This is a genomic window from Bacteroides sp. ZJ-18 (genome assembly GCF_011038705.2).
Lineage (GTDB): Bacteria > Bacteroidota > Bacteroidia > Bacteroidales > Bacteroidaceae > Bacteroides > Bacteroides hominis.
Genome location: NZ_CP072198.1, coordinates 53,432 through 78,085, shown reverse-complemented (window position 1 = coordinate 78,085; position 24,654 = coordinate 53,432). Strand labels below are relative to the sequence as shown.

The following is a 24,654-nucleotide window of genomic DNA, read 5'->3' as shown; positions in this document are numbered from 1 at the left end:
GACTCCTTGGATAAATTCCCTGTTGTTTCAGGTTATGGTTTGATTGCACTTTTGCATCTGTAACATTGCAATAACCTTTTTTCTGAGCTAATATTATTAGGGTATTGGGGATAGCCTATTTATCTATCTGTTCTAAAATACCATTGATATATGCGATAACTACCCCATAGTTAGTCATCGGGACACCTTGCGTTTTAGCTTTGGCTATCCGGTTCAGAACATGTTTGCGGTTGAACATACATGCTCCACAATGGATAATCAGGTCGTAACAATTCAGGTCCTTAGGGAAATCATTTCCGGAAACAATATCGATATGCAGTTGCTCTCCGATCCGTTTGCGCAACATTCGCGGAAGTTTCACTCTGCCGATGTCTTCGGACAGGGGAGCATGGGTACAGGCTTCGGCTATCAGGACACGGGAGTTTTCCGTCAGTTGGTCTATGATATACGCTCCTTCGGTATAGTAGTCAATGTCTCCCTTGTACCGGGCGAATAATACCGAAAAGGAGGTCAGCCGGCTTTGTGGCGGCTTTTTCTCGTATACGGTCCTAAAGATTTGTGAATCGGTGATGATCAGTGCAGGAGGGGCTGACAAAACATTCAGGGCACTGTCTAACTGGTCGGTAGTGCAACTCAGGGTGATGCACTTCTTGTCGAGCAATTCGCGTAGCGTCTGTACCTGTGGCAGGATGAGCCGTCCTTTGGGAGCTTGAATATCTTGTGGCATGACGAGTAGAACTACATCGCCTTTGTTAACCAGATCGCCCATAATATCCGGCTGTCCGCCGAGTTCCGGTAGTTTTTGGAGGATGGACCTGCAGATAGAGTCCATGCCTGTTTTCTCTTTGGCGCTGACAATCAGAGGACGTTCTCCTGTCTGCCGTTCCAGTTCGTTGGCTGTTTCTTCCGGGTTTTCTGACAGATCGGCTTTGTTCAGTATCAGTAGATAGGGGATGCCTTTTTCTTTCAGCAGTTCTATCCATCGCTTCTCTTCGGATAACTCCGTATCACAACAAACCATCAGTGCAATGTCGGTTTTGTCCACTGCTTGCACAGTCCGTTCGATACGCAGGGACCCCAGTTCACCGTTGTCATCGAATCCGGCCGTGTCGATGAATACACACGGGCCGATGCCGTGTATCTCCATCGGTTGGTATACAGGGTCGGTAGTGGTACCGGCGATATTCGATACCAAAGCAGTATTTTGATTGGTCAGTGCATTGATCAATGACGACTTGCCACTGTTTCGCTTACCAAACAGGGCAATATGCAGGCGGTTGGAGAGCGGAGTTGTTTTCAAAATCTGAAATCCCTTTCTCCCGCTGCTATTTGCTTCAGGTTTTCCAAGGCCCTTTCCCGGATTTTGGGATTGGGGATGTGTTGCATTTCTTGTTTTATCATGGCCGCTCCGCGGACTTTCGTTTCTTCCGAAGCATAATCTTCCAGATACTCCTGTAAGGTCATCAGCGCATTGGGTGAACAGCAATTGGCTATTTGCCCCGATTTGACAAGTGACATAAACCGGTCACCTGTGCGTCCCGCACGATAGCAGGCTGTACAGAAGCTGGGAATATATCCGAGTTTCAGAAGCCAGTTAACTACTTCGTCCAGTGTACGGGTATCGCTGACATCGAACTGCGCAGAATTTTCCTCCGGAGTTTCCGTTTCGGCATATCCACCTACGCTGGTCCGTGAGCCTCCGCTTATCTGTGAAATGCCCAGATCGAGTACTTTTTCACGGGTTTTTTGTGATTCGCGTGTAGAGATGATCATACCGGTATAGGGGACGCTGATACGAATGACCGCTACTATTTTCCGGAAGATTTCATCGGAAATAGCATTCTCGAAGTCTCCGGCATCGATGTCGTCTGCCGAACAGATACGTGGAACGCTGATGGTATGTGGTCCCACACCATAGACAGCTTCCAGATGTTCGGCGTGCATCAGCAGGCCTACAAAATCGTAACGATATGTATTCAGTCCGAACAGGACTCCCATTCCCACATCGTCAATTCCCCCTTGCATGGCACGGTCCATGGCTTCGGTGTGGTAGGCATAGTTGCTTTTGGGGCCTGTGGGGTGCAACTGTTCATAGTTCTCTTTATGATATGTCTCCTGAAAGAGGATATAGGTGCCGATACCCGCCTCCTTCAGTTTGCGGTAATTTTCCACTGTTGTGGCGGCGATATTTACGTTCACCCGGCGGATAGCTCCGTTTTTATGATGAATGCTGTAGATGGTGCGGATAGATTCCAATATGTAGTCGATGGAGTTACGCACCGGGTCTTCGCCGGCTTCAAGTGCCAGACGTTTGTGTCCCATATCTTGCAGGGCAGTCACTTCCCGGCGTATTTCTTCCTGAGTCAGTTTTTTGCGGGCGATAGTTTTGTTTTTGAGATGATACGGACAATATACACAACCGTTGACACAATAATTGGATAGGTAAAGCGGAGCAAACATTACGATGCGGTTGCCGTAGAATTTTTGTTTGATTTCTTTGGCAAGACGAAATATTTCTTCAGTCAGGTCCTTTTCGACACATTCCAGCAATATGGCAGCTTCCCGGTGGGTGAGTCCTTTGCAAGTGCGGGCTTTCTCTATCAGTTCCCGAATCAGTTTCCGGTCATTTCGGTGCGCACGGGCATACTCCAGAGTTTCAATTATTTCCTGATGGTCTATGAAGTCGGTGGCATCAGGTGAATCTACTTTATACATATCATTTATTGATTAGTCGTTATAGTCTCCCCTGCTGTAGTCGATGTGGTATCCGACATCTGCCAGTTGCTTTTCCAACAGGGCAAGTCCTTCGGCAGCTTCGGCACCGAAAGCTACTTTCTGGTCGTACAGGTCATATTTATTTCTCACAATAATGGGTGACAGATTGGGCATGACCACATTGGCTCCAGCAAGGATGCCACGTACTCTTCCATCCGGTGCCAAGCTTGCCAATGCCGTTGTCGAAGGGATCAGCGCCTGGGGGTGCATCAGCCTGAAGATGGAAAGCAGTAACAGGGTCAGTTCCACGCTGCCCGGCTTTTCGTCACAAAATGGAGTTCGCTGATGGGGAATGAAGGGGCCGATGCCAATCATTTCCGGATGAAAACTTTCAATAAAGCGGATATCTTCTATCAAGTATTCTACAGTTTGAAGAGGGCTGCCCACCATGATACCTGTTCCTGTCTGATAACCGATTCGTTTCAGCTCGTGGAGGCATTTGATACGCCTCTCGTTGGACATTTCGTAAGGGTGCAGACAATAGTAATGTCCCCTGTCGATTGTTTCGTGACGTAACAGGTAGCGGTTGGCTCCTTTCATGAAATAGCGTTCGTAGGCTTTCGGTGGTTTCTCGCCGATGGATAATGTAATGGCACACTCCGGATAGCACCGGCGGATTTCCGCGATGATCTCCTCCATGTCGTAATCAGATCGTTTCGGATCTTCTCCTCCCTGAAGAACGAATGAGCGAAAACCGAGCTTGTAGCCGTGTTCGCAGCAATCCAGAATCATTTCTTTGCTGAGGCGGTATCGGTCGGCTTGCCAATTATCCTTCCGGATACCACAGTATTTGCAATTGTTCCGGCAGTGATTACTTATTTCAATGAGTCCGCGTATGTAGACCCCTTTTCCAAAGTGTGCGTTGGCCACTTCGCGTGCCTGCAGGTTGATGTATGCCAGAGTTTCGTCATCATAATGCGATAGCAGGTGTGCAAACTCTTCGTTGGTGAGGGTGTGTTCCCCCTTTAATTTATCTATGAGTCTCTTCATATGATTCGCGGCGTTTTATCAGTTCCTGGTTCAACTGCCGGCGTCCGCCGACAGCGTCATTATGGGCGCTGGGGCCACTGATACATCCGCCTTCGCAAGCCATGACTTCGATGAATTGTCCTTGCGCTTTGCCTGTTTTGGCAGCAGCACGCAGTAAACCTATGTTTTTCTTATTCAGGTCTGAAACCTGGATGGCAGAGAATCTCTTTGCCTCTTCGCCCAGATATGCCTGAATCGCTCCCATCACGCCTCCGGCTTGTGCGAAGCCGTGTGCTTCGCGCACTGAAGTGTAGAGTACAGAGAACGGTTGTGTCTGTTCAAGCTGGATATCCAATCCTTCGAAGATGGAAGCCATTTCCTCAAAAGTGAGTATATAGTCTACACATTCGTCGCGACGGGCTTCTTTACGTTTGGCTACGCATGGGCCGATGAATACGATTTTTGCGTCCGGATGGCGTTCTTTGGCGATACGGGCGGCATAATACATCGGTGATCCGGTAGAAGAAACATAAGGCTTCATTCCCGGTATATGCTTGTTTACCAGTTCGATGTAGGATGGGCAGCAAGAGGTTGTCATGAATGGTTGTCCCTCTTCCAGCTTTTCTTTCAGTTCGGCAGCTTCGTGGCTTACGGTATCCATGGCTCCTTGAGCCACTTCGACCACATCGGCAAATCCCATTTGGCGGAGTGCACCGTATACTGCCTCGATCGATGTGTTGAATTGTCCGAGAATGGAAGGAGCGGGAATCGCAACCATTTTTTCACCGCGGCGGATACCTTCGAGCACATCAAAGGCTTGTGAGATTTCGAAGATAGCCCCGAAAGGACAAGCGTTGAGGCATTTGCCACAGTAGATGCATTTGTTTTCGTCAATGTGTTCGATACCGTTTTCGTCTTTGCTGATGGCTTTCACAGGGCAGGCTTCTTCGCAAGGTACCGGAATGAATACGATGGCGTGGTACGGGCAACTTTGATGGCATTTTCCACAACTGATACAGGCGTCATGGTCGATCTTTGCCTGTCCGTTTTTCCGGAAGCGGATAGCGTCTTTAGGACAGTTCATGTAGCAACTGCGAGCCACACAACCACGACAGAGGTTGGTTATCTCGTAATTGACCTGTACACAGGATGAACACGCCTCGTCGATGACACAGAGTATGTTTTCTTTTTGTTCGTTTTTACGCTCCAGGGCGTGACGGGCATACTCTGAAAGCGGAGTGAGTTCATCTGCTTCATCTGTCATGTCGAAGCCCAACAACGGGAACAGCTTGTATTTGTACACTGCACGCTCTTTGTGGATGCAGCAGCGTCCGAGCGGGCGTGAACGGCGTGGGCTCAGTTCAATGGGAAGTCTGTCAATTTCATTAGTCAGTTTGTTCTCTTTCCAGAGATTTACCAGTTTTGCCAGCAACTTGTGGCGTACAATCATTACGTTGTTGGTGAAAGCCATATTTGAGTATTTAGAATTAGGGTTACAAAGATACGGCTTGCAGGAGTATCCTGCAAGCTTGCATTAATATTTGTTTTTTATTCCTTAATTATTTAACACAGAACCACTCTTTAAACTCGGCTACACGTGCCTTGCTCACCAGAATCTTTTCCCCCGCAACCGGATGACGTAGATTGATGGAGAGGCGGCTGTTGAACCAGAGGTCTATATCTTTGATAGCTTCTCGTGAAAGCAGGTATTGTCGGTTTGCGCGGAAAAAGAGTGCCGGATCCAGACATTCCGTCAACTCATCAAGAGTCTGTGGAAAGGAGTATTCCGTATTATCTGTCAGGACAGCTTTCACCTGGCAGTCTTTGATATAGAACAACATGATCATATCGACCGAAACCGGGAGTAGTTTATCCCCTTTCACTGGAATCAGGAAATGGGTTTTATAGCTTTCTTGTTTTTTTAATGAACGTATCAGTTTCAACAGTTCGTCTGTTTCCAGGCCAGCGGGTCCGGATGTGTTGGAACTAAAGAGAGATAACTTTTCCAGTGCCTGTTCTACATCTTTTCGTCCGATGGGTTTCAGCAGATAATCGATACTGTTGACTTTGAAGGCCCGTAAAGCATATTCGTCGTAGGCAGTCGTGAAAATAATGGGACATGTGATGTGGATGTGTTCGAATATCTCAAATGCCGAACCGTCCGCCAGATGGATATCCATAAATATCAATTCAGGCATAGGGTGGCTGGCAAACCATTCGATGGTGCCGGCAATGCTGTCGAGTTCCGTCACCATTTCTATTTGCGGACAGACTTCGGTGAGGAGTGAAGTCAGATTCCGTATTGCTGCTTTTTCGTCTTCAATGATAATTGTTTTCATGGGTATTTCCGGATGAGGGGTATACGAACGGTAAAGTTACTATCTTCTGTGATTTGTATTTCCTGCCGGAACAAGAGATGGTAACGTTTGTCGAGGTTAGCCAGTCCGATGCCGGTACCGGTGGCTGCTGTCAGTTTAGGTTGGATAGGGTTACTTACAGAGAGGCTGCCCTCCGGATCGGTGACGATTGTGATGGTGAGCGGACGACGGTTACTGATTTCATTGTGTTTTACAGCGTTTTCAATTAACATCTGTATCGACATAGGTGGTAGAAAATAGTCTTCAAGGTTACATTCTATGTCAATTTCGAATTGCAGATTATCTTCAAAGCGCATTTTTAAAAGAAAGATGTAGGCCGATACAAAATCCATTTCTTCACGTAAGGTGACAGATTGAGATTCGTTGCCTTGCAATGTATAGCGTAATACGCGTGACAATTCTTGAATGTAATCTTGTGCCCGGTCCTGATTTTCACGGACGAGTGAACGCAGCGTGTTGAGCGAATTGAATAGCATATGTGGATTCAGCTGGTTTTTCAATACTTCGAACTGGTTGCGTATGTTCTCTGCCTGCAATTGTTCATTCTCAATGATTACTTGTTGTTGACGGCGGATCAGGTAGATGATGTAACAACTGCTGGTGACAAGGCATGACATGATAAAATCGCGTAATGGGTGCAGGTAGTGGTGTACCATGGCATCGATTGCGGGAATATCGAATGTTTTGTGCAGATAGACAAAACATTGTCCCAATAGGTTACTCAATATCCAGGTCAGTACAAAAGAGAGAACAATCTTTTGCCACGTGATTTTCATCGAGGTCTGATTGAAATGAAACAATCTTGTGTTGACAGCGAACAGGGCCAATAGTGAGAGGAAAGTGAAGATAATCTCGTTGGCTACATCTGCAAATTTCATGCCCGGGAAAAGGGTATGGCTCTCAAACCCGTCAAAGAGGGAGACGGATTCGGGGAAGTGGATAAGTACCGCCACAGCCATTGAAATGATAACCGTGGACAGAAGGTATTTATCGTTATATAGAGCTCTGATTCTTTTCATGGGAACAAAGATAAGATAATCTACCGGATTATTTCTGTATTCTTGCTGTTACATACATGCCGGGACGGAACTGTGGAGCGGTGCTGTCAATCCGGGCGTATACTTCGAGTGAACGACTCGTTTCATCTACTTTCTGCCCGATTGAGACCAAGGTAGCTTTAAATACTGTTTTGCCCATGCCGTTTACCCGGAATTGGACGGGGCTGCCTACCTTCATATCTGCCAGGTCTTTTTCATAAGTTGTCAGGCAGAGTAGGGGAGATGATTTGTCAATGACCTCACAAAGCGCTTCGCCGGGTTGAATGTATTTGCCTATATTCATGGTTACATCGCTGATATAGCCGCTTATAGGAGCTTTCACCTGCAACAGAGGCTGTATATCACTTTTCAATAATTCTTCAGGGGTAATACCTAATAAGGAAAGTTGTGCAGCTGTAGCTTCCAGTTTGCTTTTCATTGATAAGTAGTCTGCTTTGCTTTGTTGAAACTTTTTTTGCGAAGCGGCCTGTTCGGCTGAGAGTGACTTTTGGCGTTCATATTCCGCTTGCAAATATTCTGTTTGGGCATGACTGTCAAGGTAGGTCTGTTGCAACATGATGAAGTCCGGATTCTCAAGGGTTGCCAGCAGGGTACCTTTCTGCACCTGTTGTCCCGGTAAAAGTGAAGTGTTTCTTACTACTCCTCCCATGGTAAGGGCTACGGTGGCCTGGCGTTGGGGAGATAGTACGATAGTTCCGTTGAAAGATACTTGATTGGGTTTTGAGGTGGCTGATGTAATTCCATCCACTTGCGTAGCAGTAGTATCTGTTTGTACCTTAGCGATGGAAGGAGCTGTTGTTGCTGTTTCGGAAGTTTGTTTTGTCTCTTTGCATGCTATAAGAGCCAACAAGAGAATGGGATAAAATATTCTTTTCATATTATTTATGTTTCAACAGGTTATTGATAAAGTTCATACTCCAGTGAGGCGATGTTATATTGATATACCGTTTCGATATAACCTTTGCGTATTTCACGTGCGGCACTGACCGATTGGATAAATTCCGCGATGCTCGTTTCGCTGTGTTGCAATTGTAGATTAGCCACCTTGATTAATTCGTCTGCTTCTTTGAGTGCAGACGAGGTATAAAACCGGAGACTCTCTTCGTGACGGCGTAAGGTGGCACTCAGTTCAGTAACTTTATTGTTCAATTCGCGAATATTGGCTTCTGCTTGTATTTGTGCGGCAGAAGCGGCAAGTTTTGCTTGTTTGATCCGGCTCTTTTGTGGTAAGAAGTAGATAGGAAATGATACCCCCACCATCCATGCATTCAGGTTTTTCAGGGGCAGAATATTTTGGCGGCTATATCCTATGCTGAGTTCCGGAAAGAAACGACTGCGCTCTACGTTCAGTGCTGCCCGTGTTTCGGAAATCTGGCTGTTGAAAAATCCGAGATGGGCTTCGGATACGCTTCCTGGCTGAATATTTGTCGGGAAGAGCTGCATGCTCGTGTTTTCCGGTATGATGGGCGCATCTGCGTAGCAACTCCATTGAAAACGGGTAAGAGCCATTTTTTCTTCTTCTTGTGCCTGAAAGAGTCGGTTGTGCAGGTCCGCAGCCGATGTAGCCATCATGTTTTTTCCCAACAGGGTGATTTCTCCTTGTTCGTATCTCAGTTCGCTGATGCGCTTTAATTCAGCAGCCATGCGATCTTGGTCGCGATAAAGTGAACATATTGCTGAAGCATACTGATAATAAGCCCATGCACGTTTTACTTCTGCCGTTACTTCTTTTTCTACCATTTGGCGGTAGTAAGTGCCGGTTTGTACTTGACGGTTGATAAGGGTATTCTTGTAGAACGGTGTCAATAGTGAACCCAGGTTTTGTTCGAGAACCATTTCTTTATCTTTCTTGTTTTCGCCGTTCAGTTGTCCCCAGGAGTAACTGAATGTGGTAGGGGAGGCTTCTACAATCTCACCTCTTGTGGCCTGTGCCTGCCGGATGGCGGTTGTGGCTGTCTTAAGCCTTGGATGGTTCTGTCTGGCTATTTTTATTGCTTGTTCCAGGCTGACGGTTTGTGGCGCTTGTGCTGTGACGGTGGCACTCAGCAGAAGTGCCGGTAGCAGGATGAACAGATGCAACCGTCTCTTAGGTTGTTTCCAACCGGCACTTGTCGCATTTACTATTTTATAAAAAACCGGAAGGATAATCAGGGTCAATATGGTTGATAGAATCAAGCCTCCGATTACAACAGTTGCCAGTGGGCGTTGTACTTCAGCTCCGGCGGATGTGGCAATGGCCATCGGTACGAAACCCAGTGAAGCTACCAGCCCGGTTAGGAATACCGGACGTAGCAGGTGTGGTGTTCCTTTTTTTATAATCTGATTAGTGGTCATGGCATATTTATTTTGTTTTCTTAAGTCGTTGAAGTGGTTAATCATCAGAATTCCATTGAGCACAGATACCCCAAACAATGCGATGAATCCTACTCCTGCCGAAATACTGAACGGGAGTCCGCGTAGCCAAAGAGCCAGGATACCACCTATTAATGATAATGGCACTGTAGAGAATACCACCAGTGTATAGGTTACATTCTTGAAAGCGAAGAATAAAATCAGCAGGATCAACATCAGGGCTACCGGTATTACGATAGTCAGTGTACGGATGGCGTTCTGCAGATTTTCAAACTGCCCCCCGTATTCAAAATAATATCCCGGTTTCAACCGGATGTTTTTGTCCAATGTTTGTTGGATTTCTGATACTACCTGTTGAATGTCGGCATCGCGCACATTGACTCCGATCACGATGCGGCGTTTAGTGGCATCCCGGTTAATTTGGAGCGGACCGCTTACCAGGTCAATACTTGCCACTTCGCTGACAGGAATCTGTACTCCTTCTGAAGTACGGATAAAGAGTTTATCGAGGTTCAGGTCTGCCACTTTCTCTTGATCGAGGCGTACTACCAAATCGAATCTTCTTTCGTTTTCAAATACTACTCCGCTTACTTCGCCGGCATAAGCTGTACGGATCATTGTGTTTAATTCCTCGATGTTAATGCCATAACGGGCTATTTTCCCCCGGTTGTATTTTACTACCAGTTGGGGTAATCCCATGGTTTGCTCGACAATGACATCGGCAGCGCCCGGAATCTGTTCGACAAACTTTGCAGCCTCTTTCGCTTTTGCATAAAGTTCGTGAGTGTCTTCGCCGTATAGCTTGACCGCTATGTCAGCCTTAGCTCCGGTCATCAGCTCGTTAAAACGCAACTGAATGGGTTGAGAGAAGTTGAATTCTGCACGGTTCTCTAAAGGCAGGAGGGCTTCTTTCATCTTTTCTACCATTTCTGCCCTGCTCGAAGCAGAGGTCCATTCCTTGAAGGGTTTCATTACAATCATCACATCGGCATCTTCCACAGCCATTGGATCGGTAGGAACCTCGGCAGTTCCGATCTTGGCAACTACATGTTTGATTTCCGGAAATTGATCCATCAAAACCTTTTCGGCCTGGTTGGATACTTCAATACTTTCAGAGAGTGAACTTCCGGCCGGTAATGTCATTTGCATGGCAAAATCGCCTTCGTCCAAAGTAGGGATAAATTCTGCTCCCAAACGTCCGAAGAGTAAGAAAGAACCTATTAAAGCAGCGAAAGCTATAGTGACTGTCTGCCATTTGAAACGCAGGCAGAAGCATAGGCAACGTTGGTATATGACATTAAGTTTTTTAAAGAAACGGTCGGCAAACGTAGGTTTTACCACAATGGTGTGTTTCAAGAAGAGGGAAGCCATCATCGGTACATAAGTCAGAGAGAGTAATAGGGCTCCGATAATGCAGAATACCAGTGTCTTTGCCATTGGAGTGAAATATTTTCCTTCAATTCCGTTCAGAGTCAGGATGGGGAAGAATACGATCAGAATGATGAAAACGGCAAATGTAGCCGAACGTACTACCCCCGAAGCACCCTTCTCCACTTCTTCATCCATTTCTGTTTTCGATAAAGTGCGGCCTTTTAGTTTATTGCCGTAGAGGTGAGCTAATATACCTTCTACTATTACAATAGAACCGTCTACCACAATACCGAAGTCGATGGCACCGAGACTCATCAGGTTGGCTGTCACACCGAAAATACGCATAAGGATAAATGCAAACAGCATGGCCAGTGGGATAACTGAGGCTACGATGAGCCCTGCACGTACGTTACCCAGGAAAATGATAAGTACTACGAATACGATAATTGCACCTTCTATCAGGTTGTGTATGACGGTGGAGATATTTCGGTTGACAAGTTCCGAACGATTCAGATAAGGCTCTATACTTACCCCTTCGGGTAATAGTTTCTGTATTTTTTCTACCCTTTTTTCCAACTCTTGTGTCACAACGTTGGCGTTGGCTCCTTTCAACATCATCGCAATGCCTCCTACACATTCACCATTTCCGTCTTTGGTCATTGCGCCAAACCGCTTTGGAGCTCCAAAGCGGACAGTACCTACATCACTAATGTGCACAGGAATGCCGTTGCGGTTGGCAACAACAATCTGCTCGATGTCTTTAGTGCGGCTGATCATTCCCTCTGAACGGATATAATAAGCATTTCGAGCCTTCTCAATATAGCTTCCTCCGGTGTTCTGATTGTTTTTGCTTAAAGCTTCGAATACCTCACCGATGGTGATATTCAGCGAAAAGAGCGCATCCGGATCAACGGCTACTTCATATTGTTTCAGGTATCCGCCAAAACTGTTAATTTCCACAATACCCGGTATGCCGGATAATTGGCGTTTCACCATCCAATCCTGAATTGTGCGGAGTTCCATCGCATCATATTTGTTTTCGTAACCGGATTCTACCTTTAGGATATATTGGTAGATTTCTCCCAATCCGGTAGTGATGGGCATCATTTCCGGCATACCCAATTCCGATGGAATTTCTCCTGCTACGGATTGTATCTGTTCGTTAATCAGTTGCCGGGCATCCAAGGTCGGTACACTCTCTTTAAATACAACTGTCACTACCGATAGTCCGAAGCGACTTACCGAACGGATATCTTCCACATTCATGATATTGCTCATGGCAATTTCGATGGGCATTGTGATCAGTTGCTCTACTTCCTGTGGGGCAAGTGTCGGCGAGACAGTTACGATTTGTACCTGATTGTTGGTGATGTCCGGTACGGCATCAATTGGCAAGGTCATCATCGCATAAATGCCTCCGATAAGAAGAAAGAGGGTAGTGAGTCCTACGAATAGTTTCTTCTTTATAGAAAAACGTACGATAGCTTTAAACATAATCCTTAAGTGTTTGAATTTCGGTACAAAGGTAGATCGCTGAAACTTTTGTTGTTGATGAAAAATTGCGAGGTGGAAAGATTGGCAGGTGAAATGGCAAAATGTGGGAATGAAGTGGAACGGAATTGTTGAAAAAGGCTATCTTTGCATATCAACAACACATCACAATAATAAGATTATGAAGAAAAAAGCACTTTCCTTGCTGGCATTCATCCCGGCATTTACGACAGTGACGGCTCAACTGCCGGCGGTATCGGATGTATGCGCACTTGTCAATCCCATTATCGGAACCAATGGTATGGGGCACACCTTTCCCGGGGCCTGCGCTCCGTTCGGACTTGTACAGTTGAGCCCTGATACGGATACAATTCCTCACAATGTGGATGGAGTTTATCAAAAAAATGCATATGAATATTGTGCCGGGTACCAGCATCGCGATCAAACAATAGTAGGATTCAGTCATACCCACTTGAGTGGTACGGGACATTCTGATCTGGGGGATATCTTGATTATGCCTGCTACAGGTGAGTTGAAACTGAATCCCGGAAGGGCGGACACCCCAGACGAAGGATACCGTTCCCGTTTCAGCCATGAAACTGAAGTGGCTCGTCCGGGCTATTATGAAGTGGAGCTTACAGATTACGGTATAAAAGCACAGTTGACAGCTACCCAACGGGTAGGGATACATAAATATACTTTTCCGGACGGTGCCGACGGACGCATTATTCTTGACCTGGTACACGGTATCTATAATTATGACGGGAAAACGTTGTGGGCTAATATACGCGTAGAAAATGATACATTGCTGACGGGATATCGTATCACGAACGGGTGGGCCCGCACCAACTATACTTATTTTGCCATATCCTTGTCTCAACCCATCAAAGACTATGGATATACAGATAAAGAGAAGGCTTTGTATAAAGGATTCTGGCGACGGTTCAATACCGACCGGAATTTCCCGGAAATGACCGGACGGAAACTGGTGGCTTATTTCAACTTCGATACCCGGCAGAATCCGGAACTGATAATTAAAGTCGCTCTTTCGGCAGTGAGCACAGAAGGGGCTTTAAAAAATTTGCAGGCTGAGGCCGGCGGAAAGACTTTCAGCCGGCTGGCAGCCGAGACACATTCGGCATGGAATCGTGAATTGGATGTGCTTGAGGCCAAAGGAACCCCCGACCAGCTTGCCATGTTTTATACTTCACTGTATCATACGATGATTAATCCGTCTGTCTATATGGATGTAGACGGTAGTTATCGCGGGCTCGATCATAATATCCATACAGCCGAAGGATTTACCAATTATACTATTTTCTCCTTATGGGATACGTACCGTGCAGAACATCCTTTTTTGAATTTGCTTAAACCCCGGCAGAATAGAGACATGGTGCAGTCTATGATTCGGCATCAGCAGCAGAGTGTGCATGGCATGTTGCCGGTATGGAGTCTGATGGGGAATGAAGGCTGGTGTATGAGCGGTTATCATGCTGTATCTGCTTTGGCTGACGCGATTGTCAAAGGTGCCGGAATATCCGTCCGGGAGGCTTTGCCGGCGATGGATCATACGGCAAATGTGTCTTATTATGAAGGCATTGAATCGTATAAACGATTGGGATATGTGCCTTTTGATCAGAGTGGAACGGCTGCATCTACTACGTTGGAATATGCTTATGACGACTGGACCATTTACCGGGTGGCTTTGTTGGCGGGAGATAAACGGTTAGCCGATATTTATAAGAAAAGGGCGGATAATTATCGGAATGTTTTTGATGCTTCTGTCGGTTTTGCCCGCCCTCGCTATAGCAACGGTGAATTTAAGAAAGAGTTTGATGCTATGCAGACCTACGGTGAAGGTTTTATTGAAGGAAACTCATGGAATTTCTCTTTCCATGTGCCGCATGATGTAACCGGATTGATCGGGCTGATGGGTGGTGAAAAGAAATTTGTCAACCGGCTGGACACACTCTTCTCTATGGCACTTCCCCGGAAATATTATGAAAAGAATGAAGATATCGCCGAGGTGAGTTTGGTAGGAGGGTACGTGCATGGCAACGAACCCAGTCATCATATTCCCTATTTGTATGCATGGACTTCCCAGCCCTGGAAAACACAATATTGGGTGCGTGAGGTGATGAACCGGATGTACAAAAATGATATTGACGGCCTGGGGGGCAATGACGATTGCGGGCAGATGTCTGCCTGGTATCTGTTTACGGCAATGGGATTCTATCCCGTTTGTCCGGGTACCGATCAATACGTGTTGGGAGCACCTTATCTTCCATACATCCGTATGAATCTGCCTAATGGAAACACTTTTGAGATAAAAGCACCGAAAGTGAACGATCGCAACCGCTATGTTCGACAGGCAAAGCTCAACGGAAAAGTTTACGATAAAATGTATATTACCCATGCCGATCTCTTGGCAGGGGGAATACTTGAATTTGAAATGTCTGCTTCTCCAAACAAGAAGAGAGGGCTTGCCAAGGAGGCTAAACCTTATTCGATGTCTGAGGAGTAGAACGTTTTCAAACATTCTGTCCGGGCTGCTTGTTAATTATTTGATGAACCAAATAATAGAATATGAAAGCAATTTTTTCTTTTGTAGCAGTCTTGGTACTCTCATTATCGATGGCTGCGCAGAGTAAATCGTTCTATGACTTCTCTGTGAAGACCATAGATGGCAAAGAGTATAAACTGGCAGACCTTAAAGGCAAGAAGGTATTGGTGGTTAATGTCGCTTCCAAGTGCGGACTGACGCCACAGTATGCCGAGTTACAGGAGTTGTACGATCAGTATAAAGATCGGAATTTTGTGATTATAGCTTTTCCTGCCAATAACTTTATGGGGCAAGAACCGGGTACGAACGAAGAGATAGCCAAGTTCTGTTCGGCAAATTATGATGTTACTTTCCCGATGATGGCCAAGATTTCGGTAAAGGGTAAAGATATGGCTCCACTTTATCAGTGGCTGACTGAGAAGAAACTGAACGGGAAGCAGGATGCGCCCGTACAGTGGAATTTTCAGAAGTTTATGATTGATGAGAATGGAAATTGGGTTGGTTTCGCAGCTCCTAAAGAAAGTCCTTTTTCTGAGACTATTATCAGTTGGATAGAAAAGAAGTGATTTAATGTGTCAAAACTCACCACAGAGGACACAGAGTAACACAGAGACGATTTTAAGTTGTTGATTATTAATCAAAAGACTCTGTGCTACTCTGTGTTACTCCGTGGCGAAAAGAGTTTCTACACAGCCTATTTTGGGGAAGTAGAAGAGAAAATCCCTGCTTTTTCTATTTCACTTTCAAAGTTCGGTGTGAAGACACCTTTTCCTAAATTCGTTTTGATTTCTTCATGGCTCCAGAAACGTCCGCCATCTAATTCATCGCTGGGATGTATTGCTCCGTCGTATACTGTTTTATGCACAAAGACTAACTCCCGTTCACGGGAAGACTCAAAGACATAACTTGTCAGGAGTTCCGGTGTGAAGTCCGTGATACCTAATTCTTCGGCGACCTCTCTCTTTAAAGCTATTTCTACACTCTCTCCCAGATCGATGTGTCCGCCTACGGCGGTATCCCATTTGCCCGGCTGTATATCCTTCCATTCAGGGCGTTTCTGCAAGTAAAGTTCACCTTTTGAGTTGAATACGTGCAGATGGACAACCGGATGCAATAGCTTGCTTCCGCTATGGCATTCGCCGCGTGTAGCAGCTCCTGTAATAGTTCCCTGTTCGTCTACGATGGGAAACATTTCCTGATTATTATCGCTTTGCATATCTTAAGGTATTAATAAGGATGAATCGCCGTAGCTCAGGAAGCGGAAATCGTGGCTGAGTGCATAGTCGTAAATTGTACGCCAGTTCCCTTTGACAAATGCCGAGACCAATAATAGCAGGGTGCTCTGTGGCTGATGAAAATTGGTAACCATTGCTTTGACTATTTTGTATTCGTACCCCGGAGCAATAATAATTTGTGTACTGGTGTGCAATGCTTCCATACCGTGACGGTCGAGATAACCTAATATCTTCTGTAAAGCTACAACAGGGCGTACGTCACATTCCGTTTCGTAAGGTTGCCACTGTTTTACACGCAATTGTTCTTCCGTAGCTTCCGGGTTGTTGGCCAGCGTTACACCGATGTGGTAGAGACTTTCAAGGGTACGTACGGAAGTTGTTCCTACGGCAATGGCACAAGCGTCGTGGTCTATCAGCTTTTTGATAATACTGCGTGATACGGATATATATTCCGTATGCATTTCGTGTCCCTCTATCTCTTCACTTTTTACCGGTTTAAAAGTACCGGCGCCAACATGGAGGGTCAGTTCCTCGAGGTCGATCCCTTTTTCGGTCAGGGCATCCAGTACACGAGGGGTGAAATGTAAACCTGCCGTAGGAGCGGCCACCGAGCCTTTTATTTTTGAATAGACTGTCTGATAGGTCTCTTTATCACTTTCTTCCGTATCCCGGTTGAGATATGGAGGGATGGGTAACTCGCCGAATACTTCAAGAATATCGGCAAAGGTGACTTCCGGATTATCCCAGTTGAAATCTATCCAATGACTGGTTCCACGACACTCGCCACGAGTAGCCGTCAGGGTGATGGGGAAACCTTTTACAGTCATTTCACGACGTAACGGACCGTCTTTCCATTTTTTCAGGTTACCGATCATGCAAAGCCACGCCGCATGTTCCGTTTGCTGGAAATTGAGTACATAGTCGTTAGGTTGAATCGGTTCCAGACAAAAAACTTCGATTAAGGCTCCTGTCTCTTTGCGGAAATGGAGTCGTGCCTGAATAACCTTGGTATTGTTGAATATCATCAGACTTCCGGCAGGCAAGTGTTCCGGTAAGGAGGTGAATACATCTTCGCTGACTTCGCCGTGACGGTAAATAAGTAACTTAGACTGGTCCCGCATAGGCAACGGGAATTTAGCGATGCGTTCATCCGGCAATGGATAATTGTATTCGCTAATACGGATATGTTTCGGGTTTTCTTTCATCATTTCTTTCTTTGCGACGACAAAAGTAGTTATATTTGCCTTAATTTGTAGATTGTAAATGGTAAATTGTAAACAGAACGATGAAAATAGGTGATAAAGTGCGCTTCCTCAGTGAGGTGGGCGGAGGAATCGTAAAGGGATTCCGGGGAAAAGATATTGTATTGGTGGAAGATGCTGATGGATTTGATATCCCGATGCAGATACGCGAGTGTGTGGTGATCGATACGGATGATTATAATATGACCCGGAAGGCTGCTCCTGCGCCAAAGAAACCCGAAGAACCCGTCAAACCGGTAAAGCTTGAGATTCCGGTAGTTCGTCCGGCCGAAGTGCGGGGTGGCGATGTTTTAAATGTTTTTCTGGCTTATGTGCCCGAAGATGTGAAAGCTATCAGCAGTACTCCATTTGAGGCCTATCTGGTGAATGACAGCAATTATTATTTGTATTATACGTATCAGAGTGCCGAAGGAAAGGCTTGGAAAACCCGTTCGCATGGACTGGTGGAACCTAATACGAAGCTTTTGCTGGAAGAGTTTACTAAAGATATGCTGAATGAAATGGAGCATGTAGCCGTTCAGTTCATTGCTTTTAAAGATGGACGGACAGCGCCTTTGAAACCTGCGGTTTGTGTGGAGCTGCGTATCGATACGGTGAAGTTCTATAAACTTCATACTTTCCGTGAGTCCGATTTCTTTGAACAACCGGCACTGGTTTATGACATTGTGAAAGACGATGTTCCTACCCGTCAGGTATTTGTTTCGGCCGAAGAATTGCAATCCGTATTGATCCAGAAGAAAGAAGTGGATAAACCCAAGTCGCAGCCTATCGTAAAACGTGGCGGGAAAAATGATATTCTTGAAGTGGACCTGCACATCAACGAGTTGCTGGATGACACACGTGGCATGGGGAATGCCGAGATACTGAATTATCAGTTGGATAAATTCCGTGAAGTGATGGAGAAGTACAAAACCAAACGTGAACAAAAAATAGTTTTCATTCATGGCAAAGGTGACGGAGTGCTTCGCAAAGCATTGATTGACGAGCTAAAGCGAAAATATAGTAATTGCCGCTATCAGGATGCTTCTTTCCAGGAATATGGCTTCGGAGCAACCATGGTGACCATTAAATGATGCTTCTATGCCTGTTTTTGAAATAAATAATCTTTAAAATTATACATCGATGTATTATACATTGATGCATAATTTGTATCTTTAGTTCTATGATAAAGAAGGAAACGGTTTATGAAATCACCTTTTCAGTATGGTACACTGGTCGATAAAGAGAATTTCGTCAACCGGGTAGAAGAACGCAAACAGCTGAAAGAGTGGTTAGATTCGGGAAGTGTACAAACCATCACCCGCAACAAACGCATGCTGACCGAACGTGATTTTATTGAGAAGGAGGGGGAACTGTATGTGTTTTCTGATCCTGTATTCGAACTTTGGTTTAAGAGGGAGTATTGTTGAGCTAATTACAAGGGGATATGTCAAAACTCGTATTTACCACAGATTACGCAGATAAATATTATTGGTTATCAGTAGATTAAAAAATGTTTTGTGTAAATCTGTGGTGAGTTATGAAACACCCTTTTATTTCATAAGAATTTCAACAATTCTCCTCCATTCATCTCCTGTCAAGTTTGATTTTTTCGGTTTAAAATTATCCCAATCAGATGCCGATAATCCTTTGATTTTTTTTCTTAAAGAAGAATAAGAGAAATCTTTTAAGTCTCCATCTATAATATTTGCTAAACTAAATGATAAAGACCGTGGAATTCCCAGCATTCTTAATGCTAATGGTTTTTCACTATCTACTCCATAGTAAACTAATGAAGGGATGTAGGAATCTTGAATTTCATCTTGATTGCCTTTTACTATGCCTTCTAAAGCACTCAATCCCCATGAAGTCTTGAAACGTATATCATTCATCTTTTTCATAAATTCAGTCATACGTTCATCATCTTTCAAAGTCTTATAACTGGGATGAATTAAAGAAATAGAATTAAGTTTATCTCCTTTAACCCAAGCTGTTACCATTTTTGCTATTAGCTCTGGACTGAAAGAAGCCTCTTTAGAATCTGTTCCTAAATTTGTTTCTTTCAGTGTAGCTATCACTTTAATTTTTTCTGTAAGATTAGAATTGTCGCGTTTATTGAACATGACATTCGGTTGCCATCCTGCTAAATCGGATATAATACCATTTTGTGATTTTTCACGCATTATCTTCAGTACAGACGGAACAGAAAAACCTGTTTTATCGGCAAACTGCAATGCGCCTAAGGTGCCACTATATTTTAATTCTATAGATTGATATATACTCTTGCATAATTGGACAAATTTATCTCTTTGTTCTTCTGTTTCAAGCAAGTAGTATTGTAGTGAATCCTTAAACATATCCTCGACTTCTACTGCGTAGGCATTTTGTCCAGTAGTAAGTAAATGTACAAAATACTGAAATAACGGAGAAAATGAATCCGGATAATTTTTGATTAAGTCATAAATACCTCTTTCTTGTGACAAATAAGAACGCACACTATTTTCATTAATAAAAAGTTCAGCTAATACACTTGCCAATTCATCAGAACTTCTTTGAATAATACCTTTAAAAACCTGCTCACTTCTAGGAGTATGAAAGGGCATTATTATTTTCCCGAAATTGTCAACTAAAGTTCTACCGGCTCTTCCTGCTATATTCCAAAAATCATTGGAAGAGAGAACAGTATTTCCTTTTCTATAATCATCAAAGAAAACAGAAGATACAGGAAAATTTACTCCTTCTGCTATGGTAGTAGTGGCACAGACATATTTTATTTGTTTTTCACGGATCAAATATTCAATTAAAAGTTTGGCTTCATCTGATAATCCGGCATGATGAATAGCTATTCCTTTTGATAAATATTTTGTTAAGGTAGTTTCTTTCCCTATCTCATCGTCAATGTATTTTCTAACTAAAGCAATTTCCTCTGTTTCTGCAAATGAATTCATCAGATTATAGATGAATCCTGCTCTTTTATTGGCTGTACCTCTACCATAACAAAGAATTAGTTGTGTTTTTCCTGTTTCCGCAAAATGCTTAGTGGCAAATTCAAGAATGCGGTCCTTTTCCGAACTACTTTGCAATTTATACGGATTATTAAAAGCCCCTTTTGTCTCACTTTTAAAAGATGTATCATAAGCTGATGCCAATAATTCATATTTTATTTCATCAATATGTTCAGTCTTATGATTTTTTAAACCAATAAGTAACTTCTCTGCAGGTTTCCAGTCTATTTGAATAGTATTGCCCCCCCCAACCATTCAGCCATGACATTTTTTTTACCATGCAGAAAAGGAGAAAGCAACATAAATTTGGCATTAGGTCTTTCTCGTTTCAGGAGAGCCATTAGCAACTCTAATCTTGCACCACGTTGACCATTTCCAATAGTATGTGCCTCATCTATGATAAATAAAGAAATATCATTAACGGAAGGATGTTTTCTCCTGATTAGTAAATCAAGCTTTTCAGGAGTAGATACTAAAATATCTATTTTGTCACAAGTTAGAAACTCATTTTCCGTAGGGTCTATTTCTATGGCAGAAGATGTCTTTTCGACACAAATACCTAAATCTGATAAATCTGATTTTAAATCATAATAGACTTGATTGACTAATGCATGAGAAGGTACTACATATATAATCTTTGCGTCTGATCGCAAGGATTTTGTTACGATAATATTAAATTCTGCCAATAATGTTTTACCGGCACTTGTAGGCATTTGAAGTATTGTAGCATTAGCATATACATCTAACAACTTTTGAGCAAGTGCATTACGTTGAGAAGGAAGCAGTTCAAGAATTCCACTTTGGCTTTTTTTCTCACATAATAATCTAATCTTATCTTGGAATGCTGTATGAGACCAAATTGAATTCAGACAAATGGCCTTCAAATCGTTAGAGATGATTTTAATAATATCTTTTAAACGATTTTGTGTATTCCCTAAAAGTTTATCTGCCATGTCTATATGGACTCGAATGACATTCTCAATACGTTTAGGATACGAATAGCCGTCTATCAGATAGTGTGCTGTTTCCACAACTGCTTTTGAAGTATGATACAATGCTAAAAGAGACAAGGCTTCCTTTACTTCTTCTTTATATTGAAAATTTTGAAGATAATTTTCCTCGAATTTTTCTTGCTCTGATTGTAATTCCGTAATAGCTTGTAATGCTTGCTTAACATCTACAAAACCATTATCTTTTCTTATAAGAAGAATAAGTGCATATAAAATCTTGGAAAGGACTCGACCTTTCCAATCTTCTGTAATAATAATATTGTCTGAATAAAATTGTTTAAGATTTATACGCGCAGATATTGTGTTGTCATCTTTTAATGCAATACTGGATAATAGAAAATAATATAAAAGTGTGCTATCGACTTCATCTATACCTGCTATTTTTTCAAATAATGAAAGATAATTCGAATCTTCTATTTTTATGGCAAGCAGTAACTTATAAGCATATTCCAAATTTTTGGTATCTTTACCCTCCTCAGATAAAGATAAAGTTGTATAAAGAACAGCTAAGCGAACAAGAATTTCTTGTTCGTTATCTGATATGCCAAGATTATAATCATATATTTCAGAAAGCCAATACGCATCCGCACTCTTTTCCAATAAAGAGCGTATTGATTCATCTTGTATTAAGCTATCTAAAATCTGACGGTTCATTGTTTAATAGTCTTTTGTACTTCTTTGTAAAATAAATCAACAGTTTCGCTAATTGTTTTTTGCGTGAATGATAAAACAACAAAATGAACGTCATTTGGATTAAAATCAGAGACGTTAGTTTGCATTTTACCATAATCTTTTTCACCACAACAAGTAAAATCCCGTATTAATGTACAACCAAAAGTTAAAGTATATTTATCGGTTTGTCCTGTTTCCATACAAAGTACAGCACAGGCAAAAGTCATAAGATCTTCAGCACCTAATTTACGACAATAATCAGATAATTTTTGTATTACCATTGGTAAGTCATCATGATGCTTCTTTTGAGATTTATAAATTGAGTCCTCCGTAACATGTACAACATCTGGTGGAGTCTTTTTTTGTTCCGAAACTTTAGCTTCTCCTAATAAAATATTAAATAATCCATTATCTATGCGATAACCAATAGCATCCAAACTACGTCCCGGCAATTGAGCAAGCTCTCTTGATGAAATGTTTTTCAAAGGGATAACATAGCGTTTATCTTCACCTATTTTCTCTTCAAAGTAGTAAGTCATCAACAGTTCACCTAAATCACTTCTATAAATGTCGTTTAAAATAGCGGGTGTCAATCCCTGTTCACGTTTTAAATCTACGGCTACAGCATTTTTCCTTATTACTTGCTTTAGCTTTTCCACATTAAAGCCGCAATCATTTAATTGAGAGCTGTCTAATGAATCTATATCTACGTTTGTTTCAGAACGTTGCAAAATGTATCGTTCTGAAAACTTTTTGATAAATTTATCAAAAACCTTAACGTCAAGCTGTACGAATTCGGGCATAAGCATGGATTTTGAGCAAAAATATATAAAATACACAGAAACACAAAAGAATAAATGAAGAATCGGATATTGAAGTCTGTGATTTTCCCCAAAGAGGATAGTCTAAATAATAAAGATAAAAGAAAAAGATCGCCAATACTCACCAAATTCCGCCATTCTCTTCCGACATCATTGGAAGTATAATGTCTTATTAGTTAACCCTATACATTCGCACCGACGGGCTAAAGTTTACCCGGTAATTTAATTTATTGTATCACTTAATTTTTAAATTTATGGCTAAGAAAAAGCAGGAACAACAAGAGCAGAGTCAGGACGATTTATTGCACCGAGAACGGGAGTGCACTCAGAGTTGTCCATTGTTTTCATAAGGAATAACTCTATTAGGAACAACCGGGGTAAACTAACAACCTTTTTAGGAAGAAACAATAGAATGTGACAACTTATTTAGTAACTAACCTCAATGCAGTGACAACTATTTTTAGTGTAAGTCATTTGATGGTTAACATTGTTAATGCCATTTCCCGGTTTGTCTTATTCTTGTGTGCAAATAACAAGCCTTTTGCATTTAAAACACTTGTTATTTGCATCTATAGAACAAGCTTTAACATCGCGTTAAAACAAAGCTTTTTCCGGCAGAACCTTACTGCTTTGAAAGGTCTGTTTTTCAGTTGGTTAATCTCCTTTCTCGTTTTCCTGTCTCACCGAAGCCTTTTCCGGAGGAAATCCGATATACTTGCTTTTTTGTCAACTATACACGGAGGACTTGCACTATCCGTTTATTTCCTTTTTGCCTTGTTCAGTGCCGCTATCAGATACCTTCCTTTTGACCCTATGTCACTCCAGCAAGTGTTGGCAATCAGCCGCCACACCGTCGTTCCCTTTCTTCCATAGTCCGACAGCCTGAGAATGGCATTTATTTCGCTCACTTCGTTAATCCCCAATCTTTTTAGTGTATCCGTCAGTCCCGGATAATTGTGTGTCATCGTATTGAAGGCGTATCCCGGTATCGGAAGAGAAGCGGAATCCTCCTTCCTTTCTTCCTCCTTCCCCTTGGGGGGAGCTGAGGGGGGGAATTCTTTATTTTCCTCTGCTTTATTTTCTTTTACTTTACTTTGTCCGGAATTGCATGCATTTTTTGCGTTAACGGCTACATGATGTACTACATTTCCTGTGTCGGCAGATGCTTTCCCTTCTTTAAGCGGCTTGAGTTGCTCAATTTCCTGTTGTGTGGATGCATTGTCCGGTTTGCCGTTTTCCTTTTCCGGTCTCACCATCAGGTAGGGGAGCTCCGACAGCTCTCGCTTTCTCCGCTTCGTAGCTTCCAGCCATACCTTCTGTATGCTTTCCGAAGTCAGTATTCCGTTTTCCAGATAACTGTTTCTGTCCAGTATCCCTTTGATGAAGAGAATTTCGATGATCCCCTGTACCTCAGCGGCCTGCACTTCCCTTCCTGCCTTGTTGGCAAAGATCAGGCACTGCTCCTCATCCCAACGGATGAAGTATCCCTCCTTGTATATTTTACAAAGCAGCTTCAGTACGATTGCCGACCCCTTTATTCCGTATTTTGCCTCTATCACTTCCATTGCGTTCTCTTCCATGAAGTTTACGCCTATCGGGAAATAGTTGATCCCGTCATATGCTATTGCCATTGTTTTTTTAGATTAGTTGTTTTTTTATTCGTAATACTTTTATACCGAATTACACCGGATTCCCAAAGACGTTTTCACTTGA

18 protein-coding genes are annotated in these 24,654 nt (G+C 43.2%); 4 read left to right on the top strand and 14 right to left on the bottom strand.

Going from position 1 to position 24,654, the window contains the following annotated elements; translation table 11 throughout:
* Nucleotides 1-115: 115 nt before the first annotated feature.
* The 8 genes from hydF to G7Y45_RS00305 all read right to left on the bottom strand — a co-directional run bounded on the left by hydF (nucleotide 116) and on the right by G7Y45_RS00305 (nucleotide 12,397).
* Entirely contained in the window at nucleotides 116-1,300 is a 1,185-nt protein-coding gene (gene hydF, locus G7Y45_RS00340; protein WP_165017488.1) for a [FeFe] hydrogenase H-cluster maturation GTPase HydF, read from the bottom strand.
* On the bottom strand, nucleotides 1,297-2,715 hold the full coding sequence (hydG, locus tag G7Y45_RS00335; RefSeq protein ID WP_165017486.1) for a [FeFe] hydrogenase H-cluster radical SAM maturase HydG: 1,419 nt from the start codon (nucleotides 2,713-2,715) through the stop codon (nucleotides 1,297-1,299). The genes hydF and hydG overlap by 4 nt, the downstream gene beginning before the upstream one ends.
* A gap of 12 nt (nucleotides 2,716-2,727) precedes the next feature.
* Nucleotides 2,728-3,765: a [FeFe] hydrogenase H-cluster radical SAM maturase HydE gene (gene hydE, locus G7Y45_RS00330; RefSeq protein WP_165017484.1), complete on the bottom strand. Its 1,038-nt coding sequence runs from the start codon at nucleotides 3,763-3,765 to the stop codon at nucleotides 2,728-2,730.
* Nucleotides 3,746-5,215 carry a monomeric [FeFe] hydrogenase gene (locus G7Y45_RS00325; RefSeq protein WP_032529799.1) on the bottom strand — a complete coding sequence of 490 codons (1,470 nt, stop codon included), beginning with the start codon at nucleotides 5,213-5,215 and terminating at the stop codon, nucleotides 3,746-3,748. The genes hydE and G7Y45_RS00325 overlap by 20 nt, the downstream gene beginning before the upstream one ends.
* 88 nt (nucleotides 5,216-5,303) lie before the next feature.
* Nucleotides 5,304-6,083, bottom strand: coding sequence for a LytTR family DNA-binding domain-containing protein (locus G7Y45_RS00320; protein WP_005781490.1), 780 nt, complete (start codon nucleotides 6,081-6,083; stop codon nucleotides 5,304-5,306).
* Nucleotides 6,080-7,141, bottom strand: coding sequence for a sensor histidine kinase (locus G7Y45_RS00315; RefSeq protein WP_005808531.1), 1,062 nt, complete (start codon nucleotides 7,139-7,141; stop codon nucleotides 6,080-6,082). Before G7Y45_RS00315 ends, G7Y45_RS00320 begins: the two co-directional genes overlap by 4 nt.
* 28 nt (nucleotides 7,142-7,169) lie before the next feature.
* Nucleotides 7,170-8,057 (bottom strand): efflux RND transporter periplasmic adaptor subunit, encoded by an 888-nt coding sequence (locus G7Y45_RS00310; protein WP_165017483.1) that lies wholly within the window; start codon nucleotides 8,055-8,057, stop codon nucleotides 7,170-7,172.
* A gap of 20 nt (nucleotides 8,058-8,077) precedes the next feature.
* Nucleotides 8,078-12,397, bottom strand: coding sequence for a CusA/CzcA family heavy metal efflux RND transporter (locus G7Y45_RS00305; protein WP_165017481.1), 4,320 nt, complete (start codon nucleotides 12,395-12,397; stop codon nucleotides 8,078-8,080).
* A gap of 178 nt (nucleotides 12,398-12,575) precedes the next feature.
* On the opposite strand from G7Y45_RS00305, the gene G7Y45_RS00300 reads away from it, so the two are divergent.
* Nucleotides 12,576-14,918, top strand: a complete 2,343-nt coding sequence (locus G7Y45_RS00300; RefSeq protein ID WP_165017479.1) for a GH92 family glycosyl hydrolase — start codon at nucleotides 12,576-12,578, stop codon at nucleotides 14,916-14,918.
* A 62-nt stretch (nucleotides 14,919-14,980) separates the two neighbouring features.
* Nucleotides 14,981-15,523 (top strand): glutathione peroxidase, encoded by a 543-nt coding sequence (locus G7Y45_RS00295; protein WP_005781482.1) that lies wholly within the window; start codon nucleotides 14,981-14,983, stop codon nucleotides 15,521-15,523.
* Between the two features lie 128 nt (nucleotides 15,524-15,651).
* Here the strand turns inward: G7Y45_RS00295 and G7Y45_RS00290 are convergent, their stop codons facing one another.
* Nucleotides 15,652-16,173: an NUDIX domain-containing protein gene (locus G7Y45_RS00290; RefSeq protein WP_165017477.1), complete on the bottom strand. Its 522-nt coding sequence runs from the start codon at nucleotides 16,171-16,173 to the stop codon at nucleotides 15,652-15,654.
* Between the two features lie 3 nt (nucleotides 16,174-16,176).
* Complete coding sequence (locus G7Y45_RS00285) at nucleotides 16,177-17,397, bottom strand: S-adenosylmethionine:tRNA ribosyltransferase-isomerase (protein ID WP_165017572.1); 1,221 nt, start codon at nucleotides 17,395-17,397, stop codon at nucleotides 16,177-16,179.
* Nucleotides 17,398-17,477: 80 nt separating this feature from the next.
* Here G7Y45_RS00285 and G7Y45_RS00280 point away from each other — a divergent pair, with 80 nt between their 5' ends.
* Nucleotides 17,478-18,527 (top strand): DUF2027 domain-containing protein, encoded by a 1,050-nt coding sequence (locus G7Y45_RS00280; RefSeq protein ID WP_165017475.1) that lies wholly within the window; start codon nucleotides 17,478-17,480, stop codon nucleotides 18,525-18,527.
* 111 nt (nucleotides 18,528-18,638) lie between these two features.
* Nucleotides 18,639-18,863, top strand: a complete 225-nt coding sequence (locus tag G7Y45_RS00275; RefSeq protein ID WP_005808515.1) for a hypothetical protein — start codon at nucleotides 18,639-18,641, stop codon at nucleotides 18,861-18,863.
* Nucleotides 18,864-18,986: 123 nt separating this feature from the next.
* Here the strand turns inward: G7Y45_RS00275 and G7Y45_RS00270 are convergent, their stop codons facing one another.
* The 4 genes from G7Y45_RS00270 to G7Y45_RS00255 all read right to left on the bottom strand — a co-directional run bounded on the left by G7Y45_RS00270 (nucleotide 18,987) and on the right by G7Y45_RS00255 (nucleotide 24,572).
* Nucleotides 18,987-20,693 carry a helicase-related protein gene (locus tag G7Y45_RS00270; protein ID WP_165017465.1) on the bottom strand — a complete coding sequence of 569 codons (1,707 nt, stop codon included), beginning with the start codon at nucleotides 20,691-20,693 and terminating at the stop codon, nucleotides 18,987-18,989.
* Nucleotides 20,663-22,102 (bottom strand): DEAD/DEAH box helicase, encoded by a 1,440-nt coding sequence (locus G7Y45_RS00265; protein ID WP_165017462.1) that lies wholly within the window; start codon nucleotides 22,100-22,102, stop codon nucleotides 20,663-20,665. Before G7Y45_RS00265 ends, G7Y45_RS00270 begins: the two co-directional genes overlap by 31 nt.
* Nucleotides 22,099-22,923 (bottom strand): hypothetical protein, encoded by an 825-nt coding sequence (locus tag G7Y45_RS00260; RefSeq protein WP_137569207.1) that lies wholly within the window; start codon nucleotides 22,921-22,923, stop codon nucleotides 22,099-22,101. The genes G7Y45_RS00265 and G7Y45_RS00260 overlap by 4 nt, the downstream gene beginning before the upstream one ends.
* A gap of 776 nt (nucleotides 22,924-23,699) precedes the next feature.
* Entirely contained in the window at nucleotides 23,700-24,572 is an 873-nt protein-coding gene (locus tag G7Y45_RS00255; RefSeq protein ID WP_209377338.1) for a DUF4373 domain-containing protein, read from the bottom strand.
* Between the last annotated feature and the right edge of the window lie 82 nt (nucleotides 24,573-24,654).